General features: G+C 45.0%; 13 protein-coding genes. 10 read left to right on the top strand and 3 right to left on the bottom strand.

The genetic code is table 11. The annotated features are described in order from the left end of the window. Positions 1-16 precede the first annotated feature (16 nt). Entirely contained in the window at positions 17-403 is a 387-nt protein-coding gene (locus tag ACSBL2_RS17720) for an acyl-CoA thioesterase (protein WP_442587885.1), read from the top strand. A gap of 220 nt (positions 404-623) precedes the next feature. Here ACSBL2_RS17720 and ACSBL2_RS17715 read toward each other — a convergent pair whose 3' ends face one another. After that, complete coding sequence (locus ACSBL2_RS17715) at positions 624-1,820, bottom strand: aminopeptidase C (RefSeq protein ID WP_442587884.1); 1,197 nt, start codon at positions 1,818-1,820, stop codon at positions 624-626. Positions 1,821-2,106: 286 nt separating this feature from the next. On the opposite strand from ACSBL2_RS17715, the gene ACSBL2_RS17710 reads away from it, so the two are divergent. Continuing rightward, positions 2,107-3,129, top strand: a complete 1,023-nt coding sequence (locus tag ACSBL2_RS17710; RefSeq protein ID WP_442587883.1) for a CobW family GTP-binding protein — start codon at positions 2,107-2,109, stop codon at positions 3,127-3,129. Between the two features lie 91 nt (positions 3,130-3,220). Here ACSBL2_RS17710 and ACSBL2_RS17705 read toward each other — a convergent pair whose 3' ends face one another. Further along, entirely contained in the window at positions 3,221-4,306 is a 1,086-nt protein-coding gene (locus ACSBL2_RS17705; protein ID WP_442587882.1) for a histidine kinase, read from the bottom strand. After that, positions 4,303-5,391: a sensor histidine kinase gene (locus tag ACSBL2_RS17700; RefSeq protein WP_442587881.1), complete on the bottom strand. Its 1,089-nt coding sequence runs from the start codon at positions 5,389-5,391 to the stop codon at positions 4,303-4,305. The genes ACSBL2_RS17705 and ACSBL2_RS17700 overlap by 4 nt, the downstream gene beginning before the upstream one ends. A gap of 477 nt (positions 5,392-5,868) precedes the next feature. Here ACSBL2_RS17700 and ACSBL2_RS17695 point away from each other — a divergent pair, with 477 nt between their 5' ends. From ACSBL2_RS17695 to ACSBL2_RS17660, 8 genes are all read left to right on the top strand, one after another. Then, on the top strand, positions 5,869-8,460 hold the full coding sequence (locus tag ACSBL2_RS17695; protein ID WP_442587880.1) for a M1 family metallopeptidase: 2,592 nt from the start codon (positions 5,869-5,871) through the stop codon (positions 8,458-8,460). A gap of 163 nt (positions 8,461-8,623) precedes the next feature. Next, the gene (locus ACSBL2_RS17690) at positions 8,624-9,070 is read left to right on the top strand and encodes an antitoxin Xre-like helix-turn-helix domain-containing protein (RefSeq protein WP_442587879.1); all 447 of its coding nucleotides are present in this window, start codon (positions 8,624-8,626) and stop codon (positions 9,068-9,070) included. 47 nt (positions 9,071-9,117) lie between these two features. Further along, positions 9,118-9,588: an RES family NAD+ phosphorylase gene (locus ACSBL2_RS17685; protein ID WP_442587878.1), complete on the top strand. Its 471-nt coding sequence runs from the start codon at positions 9,118-9,120 to the stop codon at positions 9,586-9,588. A gap of 332 nt (positions 9,589-9,920) precedes the next feature. Continuing rightward, positions 9,921-10,784 carry an NAD(P)-dependent oxidoreductase gene (locus ACSBL2_RS17680; protein WP_442587877.1) on the top strand — a complete coding sequence of 288 codons (864 nt, stop codon included), beginning with the start codon at positions 9,921-9,923 and terminating at the stop codon, positions 10,782-10,784. A gap of 27 nt (positions 10,785-10,811) precedes the next feature. After that, positions 10,812-11,762, top strand: coding sequence for a hypothetical protein (locus ACSBL2_RS17675; protein ID WP_442587876.1), 951 nt, complete (start codon positions 10,812-10,814; stop codon positions 11,760-11,762). A 32-nt stretch (positions 11,763-11,794) separates the two neighbouring features. Then, positions 11,795-12,457, top strand: a complete 663-nt coding sequence (locus ACSBL2_RS17670; RefSeq protein WP_442587875.1) for a class I SAM-dependent methyltransferase — start codon at positions 11,795-11,797, stop codon at positions 12,455-12,457. 770 nt (positions 12,458-13,227) lie between these two features. Beyond that, positions 13,228-14,637 (top strand): TolC family protein, encoded by a 1,410-nt coding sequence (locus tag ACSBL2_RS17665; RefSeq protein ID WP_442587874.1) that lies wholly within the window; start codon positions 13,228-13,230, stop codon positions 14,635-14,637. 12 nt (positions 14,638-14,649) lie between these two features. Then, positions 14,650-17,934: an efflux RND transporter permease subunit gene (locus ACSBL2_RS17660; RefSeq protein WP_442587873.1), complete on the top strand. Its 3,285-nt coding sequence runs from the start codon at positions 14,650-14,652 to the stop codon at positions 17,932-17,934. Positions 17,935-17,945: the final 11 nt, after the last annotated feature.

The raw sequence follows: 17,945 nt of genomic DNA, 5'->3' as shown, positions 1-17,945 counted from the left end.
TTATATAACAAGATTAATGACATTAGAAGAAAAGATCCGGGCTTCGGAGACAAGAATATTTAAAACTGTATTCCCGAATACCACAAACCATTACGATACATTATTTGGCGGAACAGCGATGATGATGATGGATGAGGTCGCATTTATTGCCGCCACCCGATTCAGCAGGCAGCATATGGTTACCGTAAGCAGTGACAGGATAGATTTTACCAAACCCATTGCCGCAGGAACCATCGTGGAACTTATTGCAACGGTAAGTTATGTTGGAAATACGAGTATGAAAGTAAGGGTAGATATTTTTGTAGAACAAATGTATTCCGAACACCGTGAAAAGGCTGTCAGCGGGGAATTTTCTTTTGTGGCCATAGATGAACACAAGAAGCCAACCAGGATTCTGAGATAAAAAACAGCGGCAGGATCATTATACACTGCCCTTAAAAAGTTAGACAATTTTTAGGGGCAGTTCATTGATGTAAACTGAGCCGCTGAGCATTGAATATTTGAAAATACTCCCATAAAGGGGGCGGGTAAAAACAACGAAAAAGCGGCTGTTTCATTGAAACAGCCGCTTTTTATATTTTAGCTGAAATCTTCAGCGGTAAGCCATTTTTTAATGGCAGAGCCTACAGGCCTAATTTTTTGCTGATGGCAGCTGGAATAGCACCTTTATGCAATAAGAATGCAGTAGTCTTATACTGAACAAAGTTTTTCGTTACGTATAAATAACCTTTATAGTCGTTTGTTGCACCCCAAGAGTTTTTAACGATATAGTATTCTTTACCCGTTTGGTCCTTGGCTAATCCAACGATATGCATTCCATGGTCATCTGTAGTCTGGTAGTTATCAAATGCTGCCTGACGAACTTCCGCAGTGATTTCCATTTCTGGTTTAGGGCCGCTGAACAATTGTGCCTTTTCCTGGGCTGTCATTTCTTCTACCGGTTTAGCAGGGACATATGCCACGCCATTTGCATAAGAGAAAGAAGCTTCGCTCACATCAGTTGCCCAAGCTACGGTATACCCTTTCTTTAATGCATTGTCAATAGTTTCGGTGATCTCATTCACTTTAACATTATACACCTGGTCAAATGACCAGTTATCCGGTACCAATAAAGTGAATTTACTATAGTAAGGGTGATCATTGAATGAAGATAACTCTACATAATCATCCGGATTAAGACCTACGACTTGTTTGGCAAAAGTTTGCGGGGTATAGCTTTTTCCTTTATAATCGAAAGTTTTAGGCACTTCACCTAAATAAGAATCAATTACTGAAGTATAGGCTTTCAACCAGTTTGGCGTTAAGGTTTTGTTTGGGTTTTTTACTACAGCCTCTAATACGCCGCTGGTAATTGCACCCATTTCACCGAATTTGTTCACTTTAGTGCCATAGTTCAGTCCTGTGTAATTGACTTGCGGAACTGCACCATACATTCTTAACATGTTAATGACATCATGCAATGCACCACCATCACCTAGTGTAACGGCACCATGCATACGTACATAGTTTTTACCTTTTTCCACGTAGGCATTGCGTGCAGAGAAGATTTCAGATAAGGCAACCGGCTCTTTACCTGTACGGATCATTTCTGATTCCAGGAAAGAGTTCGTAGAATAACTCCAGCAAGTACCTGAAGATCCCTGGTTTTTAACCGGGGTGTTTTCCAGGTTAATGAGGTCAGTAAAGGTGAAACCTGCAGCACTGTTCTCTGTTTTGTTGTTTTTTAAAGAATTCACCAGGTTATCCTGCGCATAACCAAAAGATGCAGTCATGAATAGTCCGGAAGCAAGGACTATTGGTTTAATTGAGAATTTAGTCATTTTTTGTGTGTGATTAATATTCAAATATAATAAAAGTTCGCAACAACATTGCGTTTGCATATATTTGCAGGCAATCTACATTATTTGCAGTTCATAGAAAAAGATTAAGGTCAAAAAATTGAATAAATGGTACAACCAAGGTGTTCAGTGTAGATTTTATGGTTTTCTGATTACATAATGTGTGATCTGACAGTATGGATGAGCTCACTGCTGCATATATACTGCATAGAAAGAGGAAATACTGTAATTTGAATGCGGATTGCAGGGAACAGATAAATAAGGACAGATGAAAGCGAAAGAAGTTACCCTGCTCACGGGGTTTTTAGGTGCTGGAAAAACCACCATATTGAATGCGATTATCTCCAAAAAGAAAGATACCCGCTTTGCAATTATTGAAAATGAGATCGGGGAAGAGAGTATAGATGCTGGGTTAATCGTCAAGGGAGAAGATGACATCATGGAATTGAACAACGGCTGCCTGTGCTGTTCGTTAAATGATAACCTATACGATTTACTAAATAGCCTTTGGGACAGGAGGGCGGACTGGGACCACCTGATCATTGAAGCTACGGGGATTGCGGATCCGGCGAATATTGCCCATCCTTTTTTGACAAATGACAATGTGAAGAGAGGTTTTCAGTTAAAAAGGGTAATTTGTGTGGTGGATGCAGAGCAGGTAGAAGATCAGTTGAAAGACCGTACCGAAGCCATTCAGCAAATCGCCTTCAGTGATGTTATCCTGCTCAATAAGGTGGAAAAGGTGAGTGATACTTATATCACGGAATTGCAGGGCATCTTGAAAACCATCAATCCTTTTGCGGAAACCATGGTGGCCACAAAAGAGGATTTCCAGGTGAAGAAAATGTTCGACCGGGAGCGTTTTGCAAACTTCTACAGCAATCCAAGGCCTATGCATACCCCAAAAGGGGTGTTTAGCCTGAGTAATGAAAATTCAGGGCAAGGCCCTATCCTTGCTTCGGATGCCTCCCATAACCGGCATACCCATAGTGACATTGAAACTATCCTGTTGAAATACAAGGAGAGTATGGATATCCAGGAACTGGAACACAGGATGATGGTGTTTTTAATCGCACAATCGTCCAATGTGTACCGTATGAAAGGGATTATTTACAGCCATGAATTTGAAAGCAGGATCATTCTGCAGACCGTAGGGAAGTCGCTGGCCATTTCCCTCGGAGAAATGTGGCTGCCCGATGAGGTCAGGGAAACCAAAATTGTGGTGATTGGAAAAAAGCTCGGGGTTTATGGTTTTGATAAAATGTTCCGGACCTGCCTTTACACCTCATAAAGCAATTTTTTTGGCGGACACCGGGTTTATCCTTGAATTTCCCCGGTCCGATATCAGGGAATCTCATTTGAATGCCTTGCCGATGCCCTTCCTAGGTAGGATACTCTTCCTGTTTTTTGAGCAGGGGGAGTATCATTTCTATCCTGCAGGTCTCATCTTCACAATTTTCAAAGTTAAAATGAACCGAATCTCCGTAAAGCTGCATATAATCAGCGCCATATTTTTGAAGATCAGTAAAGAGATGGTCCGTAGCATGCTGGTTGTATAACAGGTCTATCTTAAGCAGCGCTGATTCCACCTGTATCTTAATCTGAAGTTCGGCAGGCACTGCGGGAATAGTTTTGCAAAATGGCTCCAGGATATTGACAAGTGCAAGTGCGGCAATAAGTTTATGCTCAGGATTGCCCTTTACCAGCAGCTCTGTGTACAGATGGTTGCGTTGATGGTCGAAACTGATAAAGCTGATAAAATCCCGTAAAGCCTGCAATTCGTCTGTCAGGGGACTTTGTAATTGTTTATTCCGGTACAAACGATAGCGGAGCAGCTCCGAAAATTTGATGATGGATTCAGGGGTATAGATCTCAGGAACTATTGCTGCCCTTTTCAGCTGGTCTAAGGAACGCATCATAAAATCCGGACTGATATTGGTCTTCAGCAAATCCAGTTTCACCTGTTCAATCTCTCTTTTCTCCTGTTCCAATTCCTCTACAAGGTCACTTTCTTCACTTTTCTCCATAAAAAACAGCAACATGGAGAACAAAAGAAAGTTCACCACATATCCTATAAGGATCACTTGGTAATTGCCCCAGAAGCCAAGCCCGGGGATCAGGATATTTTCACCGGTCAGGGAAATGATATACTTATTGAAATAGAAATCGGCTACAGGAATCAGTGTGATCGAAGCAATGACCAGGATCCAGAAGGTCAGGTTTTTATTCTTTTTAAAGAAATAGGGGATAAAGTACAGGCAATATAAATAAAAGAAAATGGCAATATGCAGGTTGGCCAGCAAGAACTTATTGAGGATGACCGAAATGGTCACCGGTCCCGTGAAATTCAGCTTGGTACTGATCAAAAATACGCCTACCCAATAGGCGATATGGGCTACCCAGCGGTACCTCGTAAAATAAACCCAGCGGTTTCTCCTGTGAATTTCCTGTTCTACAAAAGTGCTCATGACAGACGAATGTTTAAATCTATTTCAAACCTATCCTTCCTGTTGACGATCTGGAGGGTGTGTTTACCGGGATAAAGGATCTGCAACCGGCGCCTGACATTCTTCAGGCCTATGCCACCGGTATACTCCACAGCGGTACTTCCTGGAATCACCTGCAGCGGCTTGCTGTTCTGCAGGTTAAAATGCATGGAGCCTTCGCTTAGCTGGATATCCATTGTGATCCATGACTTCCCGAAGCTGGTTTTTGTGCCATGCTTGAAGGCATTTTCCAGGAAGTTGATCAGTAGTAAAGGAGCAATATACTTATCCGTTGTATCACCCGATATTTTCGTCGTCACCGTACAACTATCTTCTTTATGCCGCAGTTTCTCCAGGGCAATATAACTATTGGTGAACGTAAATTCATCGGCTAAGGGCACGAGCTCTGCCTTGCATTCATAGAGCATATAATGCAGCAATGATTCCAGTTTTTCAATAATGACAGGCGTTTGCGCTGATTTTTTTAAACTCAGTGCATAAATATTATTCAGCGTATTGAAGAGGAAGTGTGGATTCACCTGCGACTTCAGAAAGCTACTTTCCAGGGCTATTTTCTCTGTTTTAAATTTGGCAAGCAGCTTTATTTCCCGCTGCCTGTCATAAATATCCATAAAATAGTACAGTGCGGTAAAGAAACAAAAAAGGGCAACAAAGCTCAGGATCTGGGTCTTGAAGAGGATGGACACCTCGTTTTGTGGCCATGCATTGATCCTGGGATACGCACTCAAAGCGAGTTTAATCAATCCGATTTGTACCATGTACCAGAAAAGAATGGTGCTGAGTAAACAGAACCAGAAAACGGTCAGGCTGGAAGTTTTAAAGAGGGGAATGATAAAGAACAGAAAATGATAAGACAACAGCACTAAGGTTCCGATACGGATAACCGAGATGGTAAGCAATAATGCAGGTGCCGAAGGGGTTTCCGGAATGGGCTTTAGTTTGTACACGACGAATACCGAGAGCAGGATCCAGTATAAAATATGTGCCAGCCACCTGTAATTCCTGGTGAGCAATTGGTACTGGTATGTGAATGTTGTTGTGTTCAATTTATCTTTTCAGCTCAGATGATCTCTTTTTTTGAGGAACATGACTATTCGTGTAAAGTCCCCATTTATTTTTCATGAGCGGTTATTCTCATTTCAACAAATATGCTGTTTTTATATCAATTTATTGGCAGCGTCTTTTTTAGATAATCCATCCCTGCAGGTCGATGGTGGCCGGGCAGGAGAGCAGAACAATTGGGCTAAAAGCTTCCTGTAGAGCGTATCTAAATTACTTTCAGTATAAAATAGCTTAAAATTCCTGTCCCTGCGGAAAAGAACCGGTCTTTTCTGTAGATCTGCTCCAAATTCTATCAGCGATTCATTGTATCGCCAAAAATGATAGAGGTATTGGCCTGATTGCTGCATAGATTGAATAGGGAGCTATTCAATTTTAGTGGAGCGTTGCGGCAATGGAGGTAAAAACGAAGATATGGACGGGAAGAATTTAATGTTTCTCAAAGAAAACTGTAAATTGGCAAAATGTTTCGTTTGCTTCAAATCATTGCTTTATCAGCTTTTCTGTTCGTTTCCTGTTCTTCCCGTAAAGCGGTTTCAGTCCCTGGAATTGAACCCGGTGTGAGCCATACGCTGGCACTTTACCGCAAGTCGGCCCTTACCCATATTAATTATACTTTGGAACTGGATATTCCTGCCAAACGTTCAGCAGTGATTCAGGCGCATGAAATCCTGAGCTTCCAGCTCAACACGGTAAAGCAGCCCCTCCAAATTGATTTTAAGGAAGATCCTGCAAAAATCAGGAGCATTGCCGTAAACGACCGGCAAATCGCAGTAGACTACCGGCAGGAACACCTGGTCATTGCTCCCGAATACCTAAAAAAGGGAGGCAACAAGATCAGTATTGTTTTCCAGGCTGGTGAGGGTGCCTTGAACAGAAATGACGATTACCTGTATACTTTATTTGTTCCGGACAGGGCCAGAACCGTATTTCCCTGTTTTGACCAACCCGATCTGAAAGCCACGTATGACTTGACCCTTCATTTGCCTGCAGACTGGCAGGCTTTGGCGAATGCCGGTTTAAAGGACTCGCTTCAGCAGGGCCAACGCAAGACTTACCATTTCCGTACTTCCGACCAGCTGAGTACTTATCTCTTTGCCTTCGCTGCCGGTAAATTCAAGACTTATACCGGTAAGGCCAATGTACAGGAGGCCGTTTTTCTTTTCAGGGAAACAGACCAGGAAAAGCTAAAATACAGCCTGCAGGAGGTCTTTAATCTCCATTCTGCGGCACTGAAGTATTTTGAAGAATGGACAGGCATCCCGTATCCTTTCCAGAAATTCGGATTCGTGGCGATTCCTGATTTTCAATTCGGGGGAATGGAACATCCGGGGACGATCCAATACAAGGCAAATACCTTATTCCTGGATGGTGGGGCGACCAAAGACCAGTTGAATGCGCGTACCAACCTGATTGCGCATGAAACTGCGCACATGTGGTTTGGGGACCTGGTGACCATGAACTGGTTTAGTGACGTGTGGATGAAAGAAGTGTTTGCCAATTTTATGGCCGACAAAAGTGGGGGGAATGTGGAGGACGTGGCGGCATATGACCTGAAGTTCCTGATTGACCATGTTCCTGCGGCCTATGCGGTAGACCGTACGCAAGGGGCGAACCCCATTCGTCAGTCGCTCGATAACCTGAAAGACGCCGGTGCGCTTTACGGGAGTATCATTTACCATAAGGCACCCGTGATGATGCAGCAGCTTGAACACCTGATGGGTAAAGAAGCTTTTCAGAAAGGGGTAAGGGAATATCTGCACACCTTTGCGAATGGGAATGCGTCATGGCCGGACCTGATCAATATTCTGGACCGCCATACGGCTGCAGATCTTCAGAAATGGAATAAAGTATGGGTCAATGAAAGCGGCCGTCCCCTGGTCGATTACCAGGTTTCCTACCAGGATGGCAAGATCAGTCAGTTCCTGGTTACCCAGCGTCCTGAATATGGTGAGGAAAAAAGGGTATGGCCACAGTTTTTTGAACTTAGTCTTTTTTATGCGGATACGGTTAAAGTACTGCAGGTGGATTTGTCTGCAGAAAAACAGGTGCTTAAACAGGCTGCCGGCCTTCCGAAACCACTATTTGTGCTTTTCAATTCTTCCGGTCAGGGCTATGCGCAATGGCCGGTTGATCCCTTGCTTCCGCAGCAATTGTATACACTCAAAAGTGCTTTGCACCGTGCGACTGCCTATATTTCCCTGTATGAACAGTTCCTGGGTAGAAAGGGGATGAAACCTGAAGAGTTGCTGGTCTTGTTTAGTAAAGGGCTGGCGATTGAACAGGAGGAACTTAACATTAAAATGTTGACAGGATACATCAGTACGATTTACTGGCAATTCCTTACCGTTGAACAACGGATGGCACTATCCTCCGGACTGGAGGATGAAATCTGGACAGCCATGCTGAAACAGTACAACGGAAACAGTAAAAAACAACTGTTCAAAGCCTACCAGGACATCTTTTTGAATCCTTTGGCACATGACAGGGTATACCAGGTCTGGAAAAGTCAGTCGGCTCCGCAGGGAATCATACTTACGGAAGACGATTATACCAATCTGGCCTTGTCGCTTGCACTCAGAAATGACAAGGATTTGTCTATCTTAACTGTTCAGCATGACCGGATTCAAAATGCAGACCGTAAAAGCAGGTTTGAATTTATTGTTCCCGCCTTATCGCCCGACCAACAGATCCGCGACCAGTTTTTTAACAGCCTGCAGCAGAAATCAAACAGGGCTAAAGAATCCAATGTATTGGCCGGGTTATATTATTTACACCATCCATTGCGCCAGGCCAGCGCTGTAAGGTACCTGGAAAAAAGCCTGGATTTATTAGAAGAAATACAAACGACAGGGGACATCTTCTTTCCGCAATCCTGGTTGCAATTGAACTTTGGCATGTACCAAAGCCATGAAGCTGCAGAAATCGTACGTACATTTTTGAAGAAACATGAAAATTTTAATCCGAAACTTAAAGCAAAAATCCTGCAGACCACAGATAATTTATTCAGGGCAGAGCAATTGAATCACTCCACTTATACCCCTCCTGGGAGATAAGAGGAATGCTGTTTTTTACGTAAATTTAAGGGAAACTTCTTTAGCCTGTGGGTGGCGTTTGGCTTCTTTTAAGAAAAACAAGCCCATTAATGGCTATTTTGATGAATATTTTCATTGTGGATGTTGAAAATATTCTTATATTAGTCCTGTAAACATTTTTGTCATGGCAAATCAAGCGACAGTACTTTCAGACAAGCGAACAGAAACCCTACGTGTCAAATTCAGTGCAATAGATGTAAGTGATGACATGAAGGTCTTTCAACATGCGCGCCAGGGTTTAAAACCCGGGGTATTCTATGATTTCGCGGAAGCGATAAACATTTCCAACAAATCACTGGCCGATCTCATTAACATTTCCTCGCGTACCATCAGTAACTATAAAGAGCAGAAAAAAAATCTGGACCCTGTTTATGGGGAACATCTGCTCAAGCTGATAGGCCTGTATAAAAAAGGCGTATCGCTCTTTGGTACGGTAGATGAATTCAGCTATTGGTTAAACAAGCCTTTCTGGAATTCTACTGAGCGGCCTATGGACTGGTTAAGTACGCCTGGTGGGGTAGACCTTGTTGCAGATGAACTGATGAAAATAGCCTACGGCGATGCTGTTTAGGCATAAGAATAATCTTTTGATCAACTTCATGATTGTTTAACCACAGAATGATTGTATTTAGAATTGGCCATAAAAATTATGCAGCCACCTTAACTTCCTCGGGTGTAAACGGACGGTGGGCCTCAGCAGGTAAACACGTCATCTATTGTGCAGAAAATATTGCCCTCGCTTTTCTTGAAAACATGGTAAGGAGGCAGGGCGTCGGTTTTAACCGTGATTTTAAGACTGTCTTTATCGAAATCCCGGACGACATGGCGATTCAGACCATAGAACTGGATACACTGGATCCGGACTGGAGGCATCCCTATGATTACAGCCATTGCCAGCCCCAGGGAAATCAATGGTATGACGATATGCGCATCCCCATCCTGAAAGTCCCTTCAGCCATATTACCCGGTTCCTTTAACTATGTGATCAATACCCTTCATCCCGATTTTAAGCAGCTGCACATCCTGGCTGTGACAGATCTGGTTCCTGATGAAAGAATTGAAGATATCCTGAAAAAATATCAATCCTGACAGCTTGTGCGATGTATACATACTTAGCCCACTGAAACCATCATCAGCCGAAAGCTTACCAACAGCGATGAATACCTCATGATGACTTCCTCACCAATAAATCGAGTCTTCGCGGGCCCATGAACACAAATAAAATTGAACACTGGTGAATAAACCGCCGAAGGCAGCCTGAAGGTCAAAAAACAATAACCGGGCTTTGGCGAGTGCTTGAACACCTATTGAAAACAATAAATAATTTGAAAATAACTGCTGAAAAAACAAATATTCGGGTATGAAAAAACAAGCATATACTGAATGAAAATATTACCTTCATCAAAACCAACAGAAAGAAGATGGGCACAACAATAAAAATTGGCTGGATAGGCCTGGGAAATATGGGCAATCCAATGGTGAAAAATCTGGTGAAAGCAGGATTCGACCTGACGGTATTCAACCGTAATCCAGAAAAATCAATTGTGTTAAAGGAAAGCACAGCCGTGAAAATCGCGAGTTCGGCAGCAGCCTTGGTCGCCGGATCTGATTTTATTTTCACCATGCTCAGTGATGATGCAGCTTTAAAGGAAGTCTATTTCGGCCCTGCCGGGATTTTATCCTCAGCTGAGGATAAAAACTTTATTGCGGTGGATATGAGTACGGTATCTCCGGAGACGACAAAAATCATTGCGGGAGCCTGCAAAGAGAATGGGGTGGATTACCTCGATGCGCCGGTTTCAGGAAGTGTGAAACCTGCTGAAGATGCGCAGCTGATCATTATGGTTGGCGGGGAAGAGAAAGCCTACCAAAAGGCAGTACCCTTATTTTCTGCCCTCGGTAAGTCATCCACCTTATTGGGTCCCAACGGATCGGGAAACACGGCAAAACTGGCCATCAATCTTTTCCTGGGGATTACTGCGCAGGGACTGGCAGAGGCTGTGTTATTTGCCGGTAAAAATGGAATTGCGGCCGAACAGCTGCTGCCCCTGATCAATGCGGGAGCCGTAGGGAGTGCCCTGACAAAGCTGAAAACAGATAACATTGTAAACGATAATTTCAAGGCTGCATTTGCCCTCAAATTGCTGGCCAAGGATATCCGCCTGGCCACAGCCAATGGCATGAATACCCCGATTGGAAAGACACTCGGTTCAACACTGGAGGCTGCGGTAGAGGAGGGACTTGGGGAAGAAGATATGATTGCTGTCATCAAGTACCTGAAATAAGATCAAAAAACATCAGCAAATACAATAATGGGGCTAAAACTTATAAAGTTTATATTTTTCGGGAACTACTTTATAGGTCTTTTAGCCGTGGCTTTAACTGTGGAAGCTACCCTGCAACTCCAGATGCCCTTTAATTCGATGAGTTATTATGCCATGCTTTTTATTGCACCTATTGTGTATTATACCTACGCGTATATGGGGGCAACAAACAGCCGCTTTTCTTCCAATCCCAGAACGCAATGGTATGCAACCCACCAGGGCTTTATCAGGTGGAGCCAATTGGTGCTGACAGCCATTACCGGACTGCTGGTGCTGTATTCCGTGATAAGATATTACCCGGGAATCCTTCATTTGCCACTATACTACTGGATCACAATTTTTGTCCTACTGGCTGTGGCGGTATTGTATTACGGATTGGTCCCCGTATTTTTCTTTAACCTGAATCTCCGGAATACCGGCTGGTTAAAGCCTTTCGTCATCGGATTTGTATGGGCAGCCACGGTGAACCTCTTGCCCTTAATCGTATTAAAGATTGAGCGCTTTGATGGCGTTACGACTGCTACAGGCCTGGAGCATGGGGCAGCTGTTCCGGAAAATGCGATCTGGGTCTTTCTGTTCATCAAAAACTGGATGTTTTGCACCGTAAATGCGATCATGTTCGATATGAAGGATTATGCCATAGATTCCAACAGCCAGTTGAAGACTTTTGTGGTGCGTATAGGTTTAAAAAAAACCATCTTTTATGTGCTGATTCCCTTACTCATTACCGGAATGTTCTCCTTGCTGATCTTTGCCTGGTACAATAACTTTGCTGTGCTGCGAATTGTTCTTAACCTTATTCCATTTGTACTTACCGCCACGGTGGCCTGGTCCATGAACAAGCGGAAGAAAATATTTTATTATCTTATCGTAATTGACGGACTGATCCTGTTAAAGGCACTTTGTGGGATTGCTGCGATGGAACTGATCCGCTTTTAAGGGATTCCTGACAATTTAGAACCCGATGACTTATGTTGAATAACTATGATAAAATAGCAAATTACTATGATGTACTGAGCAGAATGGTATTTTTTAAATCGCAGGTAAACGCACAGGTCCGGCAACTGCCCTATATCCCGGAAAACAGCCGTGTGCTTATCGCCGGTGGCGGAACCGGATGGATACTGGATGAAATTGCAAAGGTTCATCCTACAGGACTCCACATTACCTATGTGGAAATCTCCTCTAAAATGCTCAGCCTATCGAAAAAAAGAAAGATCGGAGGGAATAAGGTCGACTTTGTACGGTCATCAATTGAAGATTTCAGGCATGTCGAAAAGTATAATGTCATCATTACCGCTTTTCTATTTGATAATTTTCTGGAACCAAGGATAAAACTGGTGTTTGATCAGCTGCACAGCCATATGGCAAAAAATGGAATCTGGCTGTTCACCGATTTCCATGATGGTCAAAAGGACAGGAAAAACTGGAGGTTTTTCCTGTTGAAAACGATGTACCTGTTTTTCAGGAACATCGCTCAAGTAGAAGCCCGGTCATTGATCCAGATGGAAAGCTTATTCAAACAAGCAGGTTACACCGTGCTGACCGAAGCCTATTACTATAAAAGATTTATTAAATCGACCGTTTATTGTGTGCAGGATGGTTCTGCTGAACACGTACACGAACCGGAATAAGCGCTGGCGCTGATTTTTTAAGGGTAATACCCTTAAGATAACTTTCAATTAACAAGATACCTTCTGTAATTTTTTTAGCTGTATTACTTTTGAATATTCCCATAATGATTTCAGACTTTATATTAATCGTCCCATAATGTACATACAATTATTGAACCAACATATAAAAAACTGAATTAATATCAGCTTAACCATATTTTAATACGACTGATTGGCCGCCAAATTTTTCTAAATGACTGGGTATCTGCTCATCTTATCCTTCATCCTCAGGAGGATTTTGACCAGCGCCGCCCCATCCGATGTGATCAAACCTGTTCGTGTTTTAATCCTTCACCCTGCATTTGTTTTTAATCATCCATCCTGTCCTTGTTCTATTCATTAACCCTGCATTGGTTTTTAATCGATAATCCTGTTCTTGTTCTATTCATTCACCCTGCATTGGTTTTTAACCGATAATCCTGTCCTTGTTCTATTCATTCACCCTACATTGGTTTTTTAACCGATAATCCTGTTCTTGTTCTATTCATTCACCCTGCGTTGGTTTTTTAACCGATAATCCTGTCCTTGTTCTATTCATTCACCCTGCGTTGGTTTTTATCGATAGCCTTGTTTGCTTTTTAATCCCGTTTTAATGTCGATTATTTGAATTTAATAATTTTTGATTTGAACCGAATATTTTCCTTCAGCGCCTATCCAATAAATTTGTAGTGTATAAGCAACACTAAGTTGAAAAAAATACACACCACACACCAATAAACTATTAAATAAGGATGGCTAAAATATCTTCAACGCTGCTCACGTCCTGTATGCTCTATGCGGCTGCAGGCTTACCAACAGTGGAGGCGCAGACCCAGCCTTTGGCGCTCAAGGAGGCAATCAGTACCGCAATCGCCAACTATGGGGCCATCAAAGCGAAAGGCAACTATGTAAATGCTTCAAAAGAAAGTATCAGGCAGACCAAAAGGGAATACCTGCCAAACCTGAGTATCGCGGCACAGCAGGACTTTGGTACCATCAACGGACAAAACGGGCCGCTTACTGCGGCAGGGGGATTAAGTGCAGCCTCCTCCGGACCAGCACTGGCCCAGCAGAACTGGAATGCCGCATTTGGGGCATTATATCTCAGTAACATCAACTGGGACTTCTATACTTTTGGCCGCATAAGAGAAAAAATCAAGGTGTCGAAGGCGACCTTAAAGCGCGATGAAAATGACCTCAACCAGGAAATTTTTCAGCATGAAATCCGTGTTTCCGGTGCATACCTCAACCTGCTTGCGGCGCAGCGGCTTACGCGGTCGCAACAGCGAAACCTGGAGCGTGCCATTATCTTTAAGAACAACGCCAGTATCCGCGCTGCGAACGGATTGATTGCCGGGGTAGATTCTGCACTCGCCAATGCTGAAGTCTCCAGCGCCAAAATTGCGCTGACGAAAGCAATCGACCTGCAGCAGGAGCAGGCCAACCGGCTGGGCATCCTCCTGGGGATATCCACTATAGGCATCAGCGTGGATACCGCCTATATCAACCATGTTCCCCAGGCGATTTTATTAAATGATACGACGAGCGACATCAGCACACACCCGATCCTGCAATTTTATAAAAACAGGGTCGAGCTCAGCAATCAGCAGGTCAGCTATTTCCGTAAACTCACTTATCCCAGCTTTTCCTTTATCGGGGTAATGCAGGGCAGGGGATCGGGCTTCAGTTCCGACTATATCAATAACCAGCATGCCTATACCAGCAATTATGGCGATGGCGTTAATCCCAGCCGCGGGAACTATCTCTTCGGTCTGGGCCTCAGCTGGAACCTCAGCACCCTCCTCAAAAATGCACCACAGGTGAAAGCCCAGCAGTACATCAGCAATGGGCTTGAGGATGAATACCAGCAGGTCGGCCAACAGCTCCATGCCCAGCTCCTGCTGGCTGAAAACAAGATCAAAAATGCAATGGACAACTATAATGAAGCCCCCCTGCAGGTCAAGGCCGCAAGTCAGGCCTACCTGCAGAAAAGTACCCTCTACAAAAATGGGTTGACGACCCTTGTCGATCTCACGCAGGCACTCTATACCCTCAACAGGGCAGAAACTGACCGTGATATTGCCTACACCAATGTCTGGCAGGCCCTGCTGCTAAAAGCTGCTGCCAGTGGAGATTTTAACCTTTTTCTAAACGAATTTTAAGCCTATAACCGCATGAATTTAATCCGTTTTGCCCTGCGAAAACCCATTTCAATTATGGTATTCGTCGCTGGCCTGCTCTTCTTCGGGATCAATGCCATGAGGACCATCAAGATTGATATCCTGCCCGATATGAACCTGCCGGTAATTTATATTGCCCATCCATTCGGAGGATATACGCCTTCACAAATGGAAGCTTATTTTGGCAAGCCCTATGTCAATATCCTGCTGTATGCCAATGGGGTCAAAAGTATAGAAACCAGGAATACCCAAGGGCTCATGCTGATGAAGCTGACCTATTACCAGGGGACGAACATGGCCCAGGCAGCCTCAGAATTAAGCGCCTTGTCGGCAAGGGCACAGGCCATCTTCCCCAGCGGATCGCAGCCCCCGTTTATCATCCGGTTTGATGCTTCCTCCCTGCCTGTGGGACAGCTGGTGCTGAGCAGCCCTATACGGACCAATAACGAGCTGCAGGATATGGCCAATACCTATGTGCGTTCGTCTTTCACCGCCGTGCCGGGTTTACTTGCGCCTGCACCATTTGGTGGAAGTCCACGCACCATAGAGGTGAATGTGGACCCTACGCTGATGCGTTCCCATAACCTCACCGTAGACCAGGTGGTGGAGGCCATCAGGGTGAATAACCAGACTGCGCCTCCGGGAAATGTGCGCATTGGCGATAAGAATTACCTGACCCCGACCAATTACAATATTAAAAAGGTAAAGGATTTTGAAGATATCCCTTTGTTTAAGGGAGGGGTGCAGAACCTGTACCTGCGTGATGTGGCTACCGTGAAAGACGGGGCAGACCTGACCACGGGTTATGCGCTGATCAATGGGAAACGTTCCGTTTATATCAGTGTGGCGAAATCCGGGGATGCCTCCACCTGGGAAGTGGTGAAAAACCTTAAAAAACAACTGCCGGTGATACAAAACACGCTGCCGGAAGATGTGAAGATCTCTTATGAATTTGACCAGTCGGTGTATGTGATCAATGCGGTGAAAAGCCTGGTCAGTGAAGGGGCTATCGGTGCCATACTGACCGGCCTGATGGTCCTGCTCTTCCTGGGAGATAAACGGGCAGCGCTGATCGTGATCCTGACGATTCCTACTTCCATCATTGCCGGGGTGTTGTTCCTCAAGCTGTTCGGACAGACGATCAATATCATGTCGCTCAGCGGACTGGCACTGGCTATCGGCATCCTGGTGGATGAATCAACCGTGACCATAGAAAATATCCACCAGCATTTCGACATGGGGAAACCCAAGGCACTGGCCATATGGGATGCCTGTAAGGAAATTGCCTTTCCCAAACTGCTTATCCTTTTGTGTATCCTGGCCGTTTTTGCACCGGCTTTTACGATGTCGGGCATTCCCGGAGCTTTATTCCTGCCACTGGCCATGGCGATTGGTTTTTCCATGATTGTTTCCTTCCTGCTGTCACAGACCTTTGTGCCGGTACTGGCCAACTGGCTGATGGTTGCCCATCCCAAAGCCCATGTAAAGACCAATCCGGCGATCTCTGACGATGAAGATGTGTTCCTCAACAGCGGACTCACGCTGGAATCAGAGCAGCATACCCTCGATCAGAAAAAAATCCTTGTGCAGCGTGAAGATTTCAATGCGGATGGAAAGGTGACCCTGTTCGATAAATTCCGGACACGGTTTATGCGTTTCCTGAACAGGTTATTTATCCACCGCAAGCTGGCCGTGATCAGCTATGCCCTGGTCATTATTGGTGCTGCGGCCTTTTTCCTGGCCAATATCGGACGGGATGTATTGCCCAAGGTCGACTCTAGTCAGTTTCAGCTGCGTTTAAGGCTGCCCGACGGTACACGGCTGGAACGTACCGAAGAAGGGGCCAATCAGGTGCTCCGTGAAATCAAGAAAATGGTAGGGCCGGAACATGTGGCCATTTCCTCCGTATATGTCGGACAGCACCCTGCCCAGTTTTCCGTGAACCCTATTTACCTCTTTATGAGTGGCCCCCATGAAGCCGTATTCCAGGTGGCCCTGAAAGATTATGAAGCCGACATGGATGAGTTTAAGGACCAGCTGCGGGAACATATCAAAAAGGTAATGCCTGCGGCACAATTATCATTTGAACCCATAGAGCTGACCGATAAGGTGCTGAGCCAGGGTTCTCCCACACCGGTGGAAGTCAGGATTTCCAGTAAAAATTATAAAAATAATGAGGAATTTGCGAATAGGGTAGTGGCGAAGTTAAAGGCATTGGATTATATGCGTGATGTACAGATTGCACAGCCGATCAAGTATCCCTCGCTGAATATCAATATCGACAGGGTAAAGGCCGCCCAGCTGGGGGTCGATCTCAATGATATCTCCAGGTCACTGATTGCCTCTACTTCCTCTTCCAGGTATACCGATAAGAATACCTGGGTGGATGAGAAAATTGGCCTTGCCTATAATGTGCAGGTGCAGGTTCCCCTGAACCAGATGAGCAGTAAAGAGGATATCGGGGAAATTCCCCTGCTCAGGAACAGCAGCAGGCCAACTTTAAGCGATGTGGCGACCATCACGCCTGACACCACTTACGGGGAAAGTGACGATGTCGGCGCTACCCCTTACCTGTCCGTCACCGCAAACCTGAACAAGACCGACCTTGGGACGGCCAATAAAGATGTGGCAGCCATCATCAATTCCCTGGGCGATTTGCCAAGGGGACTCACGGTGGCACAGATCGGCTTGGGAACGGTACTGAATGAAACACTGGATAGCCTGCAGACCGGACTCCTGGTCGCCATAGTGGTGATCTTCCTGATGTTATCGGCAAATTTCCAGTCGTTCCGGGTGCCGGTGATTATCCTCACCACCGTACCCGCCGTGGTGCTGGGTGCTTTGTTGCTGTTAACGCTCACAGGATCCACGTTGAACCTGCAGTCCTACATGGGCATTATCATGTCGGTCGGCGTATCTATTGCCAATGCGGTGCTGTTGATCACCAATGCCGAGGAGCTGCGGAAGGTCAACGGCAATGCCCTGGAATCGGCCAGGGAAGCGGCAGGGTTAAGGCTGCGCCCGATTATCATGACCAGTGTGGCCATGGTGGTGGGCATGTTGCCAATGGCCATCGGTGAAGGCGAAGGCGGGGGGGCGGTGTCTCCTCTGGGAAGGGCGGTAATCGGGGGATTGATTGCTTCCACCTTAGCGGTACTCATCATCCTTCCCCTGGTTTTTGCCTGGATGCAGGGAAATGTATCCACCGACTCAGTTTCCCTCGATCCGGAAGATGAAGAGAGCACACATTATATTCATGGATTAACAGGGAAGCCTTAAACAAGGCAGAG

It is taken from the genome of Pedobacter sp. AW31-3R (genome assembly GCF_052180285.1).
GTDB lineage: Bacteria > Bacteroidota > Bacteroidia > Sphingobacteriales > Sphingobacteriaceae > Pedobacter.
This window is presented reverse-complemented; position numbering and strand designations above follow the sequence as displayed.

Bases quoted from the DNA above. Each gene is read 5' to 3' on its own strand.
- ACSBL2_RS17680 (WP_442587877.1), top strand. From the start codon at position 9,921: ATGGGCACAACAATAAAAATTGGCTGGATAGGCCTGGGAAATATGGGC.
- ACSBL2_RS17715 (WP_442587884.1), bottom strand. From the start codon at position 1,820: ATGACTAAATTCTCAATTAAACCAATAGTCCTTGCTTCCGGACTATTC.
- ACSBL2_RS17660 (WP_442587873.1), top strand. From the start codon at position 14,650: ATGAATTTAATCCGTTTTGCCCTGCGAAAACCCATTTCAATTATGGTA.
- ACSBL2_RS17705 (WP_442587882.1), bottom strand. From the start codon at position 4,306: ATGAGCACTTTTGTAGAACAGGAAATTCACAGGAGAAACCGCTGGGTT.
- ACSBL2_RS17675 (WP_442587876.1), top strand. From the start codon at position 10,812: ATGGGGCTAAAACTTATAAAGTTTATATTTTTCGGGAACTACTTTATA.
- ACSBL2_RS17695 (WP_442587880.1), top strand. From the start codon at position 5,869: ATGTTTCGTTTGCTTCAAATCATTGCTTTATCAGCTTTTCTGTTCGTT.
- ACSBL2_RS17665 (WP_442587874.1), top strand. From the start codon at position 13,228: ATGGCTAAAATATCTTCAACGCTGCTCACGTCCTGTATGCTCTATGCG.
- ACSBL2_RS17690 (WP_442587879.1), top strand. From the start codon at position 8,624: ATGGCAAATCAAGCGACAGTACTTTCAGACAAGCGAACAGAAACCCTA.
- ACSBL2_RS17710 (WP_442587883.1), top strand. From the start codon at position 2,107: ATGAAAGCGAAAGAAGTTACCCTGCTCACGGGGTTTTTAGGTGCTGGA.
- ACSBL2_RS17685 (WP_442587878.1), top strand. From the start codon at position 9,118: ATGATTGTATTTAGAATTGGCCATAAAAATTATGCAGCCACCTTAACT.
- ACSBL2_RS17670 (WP_442587875.1), top strand. From the start codon at position 11,795: ATGTTGAATAACTATGATAAAATAGCAAATTACTATGATGTACTGAGC.
- ACSBL2_RS17720 (WP_442587885.1), top strand. From the start codon at position 17: ATGACATTAGAAGAAAAGATCCGGGCTTCGGAGACAAGAATATTTAAA.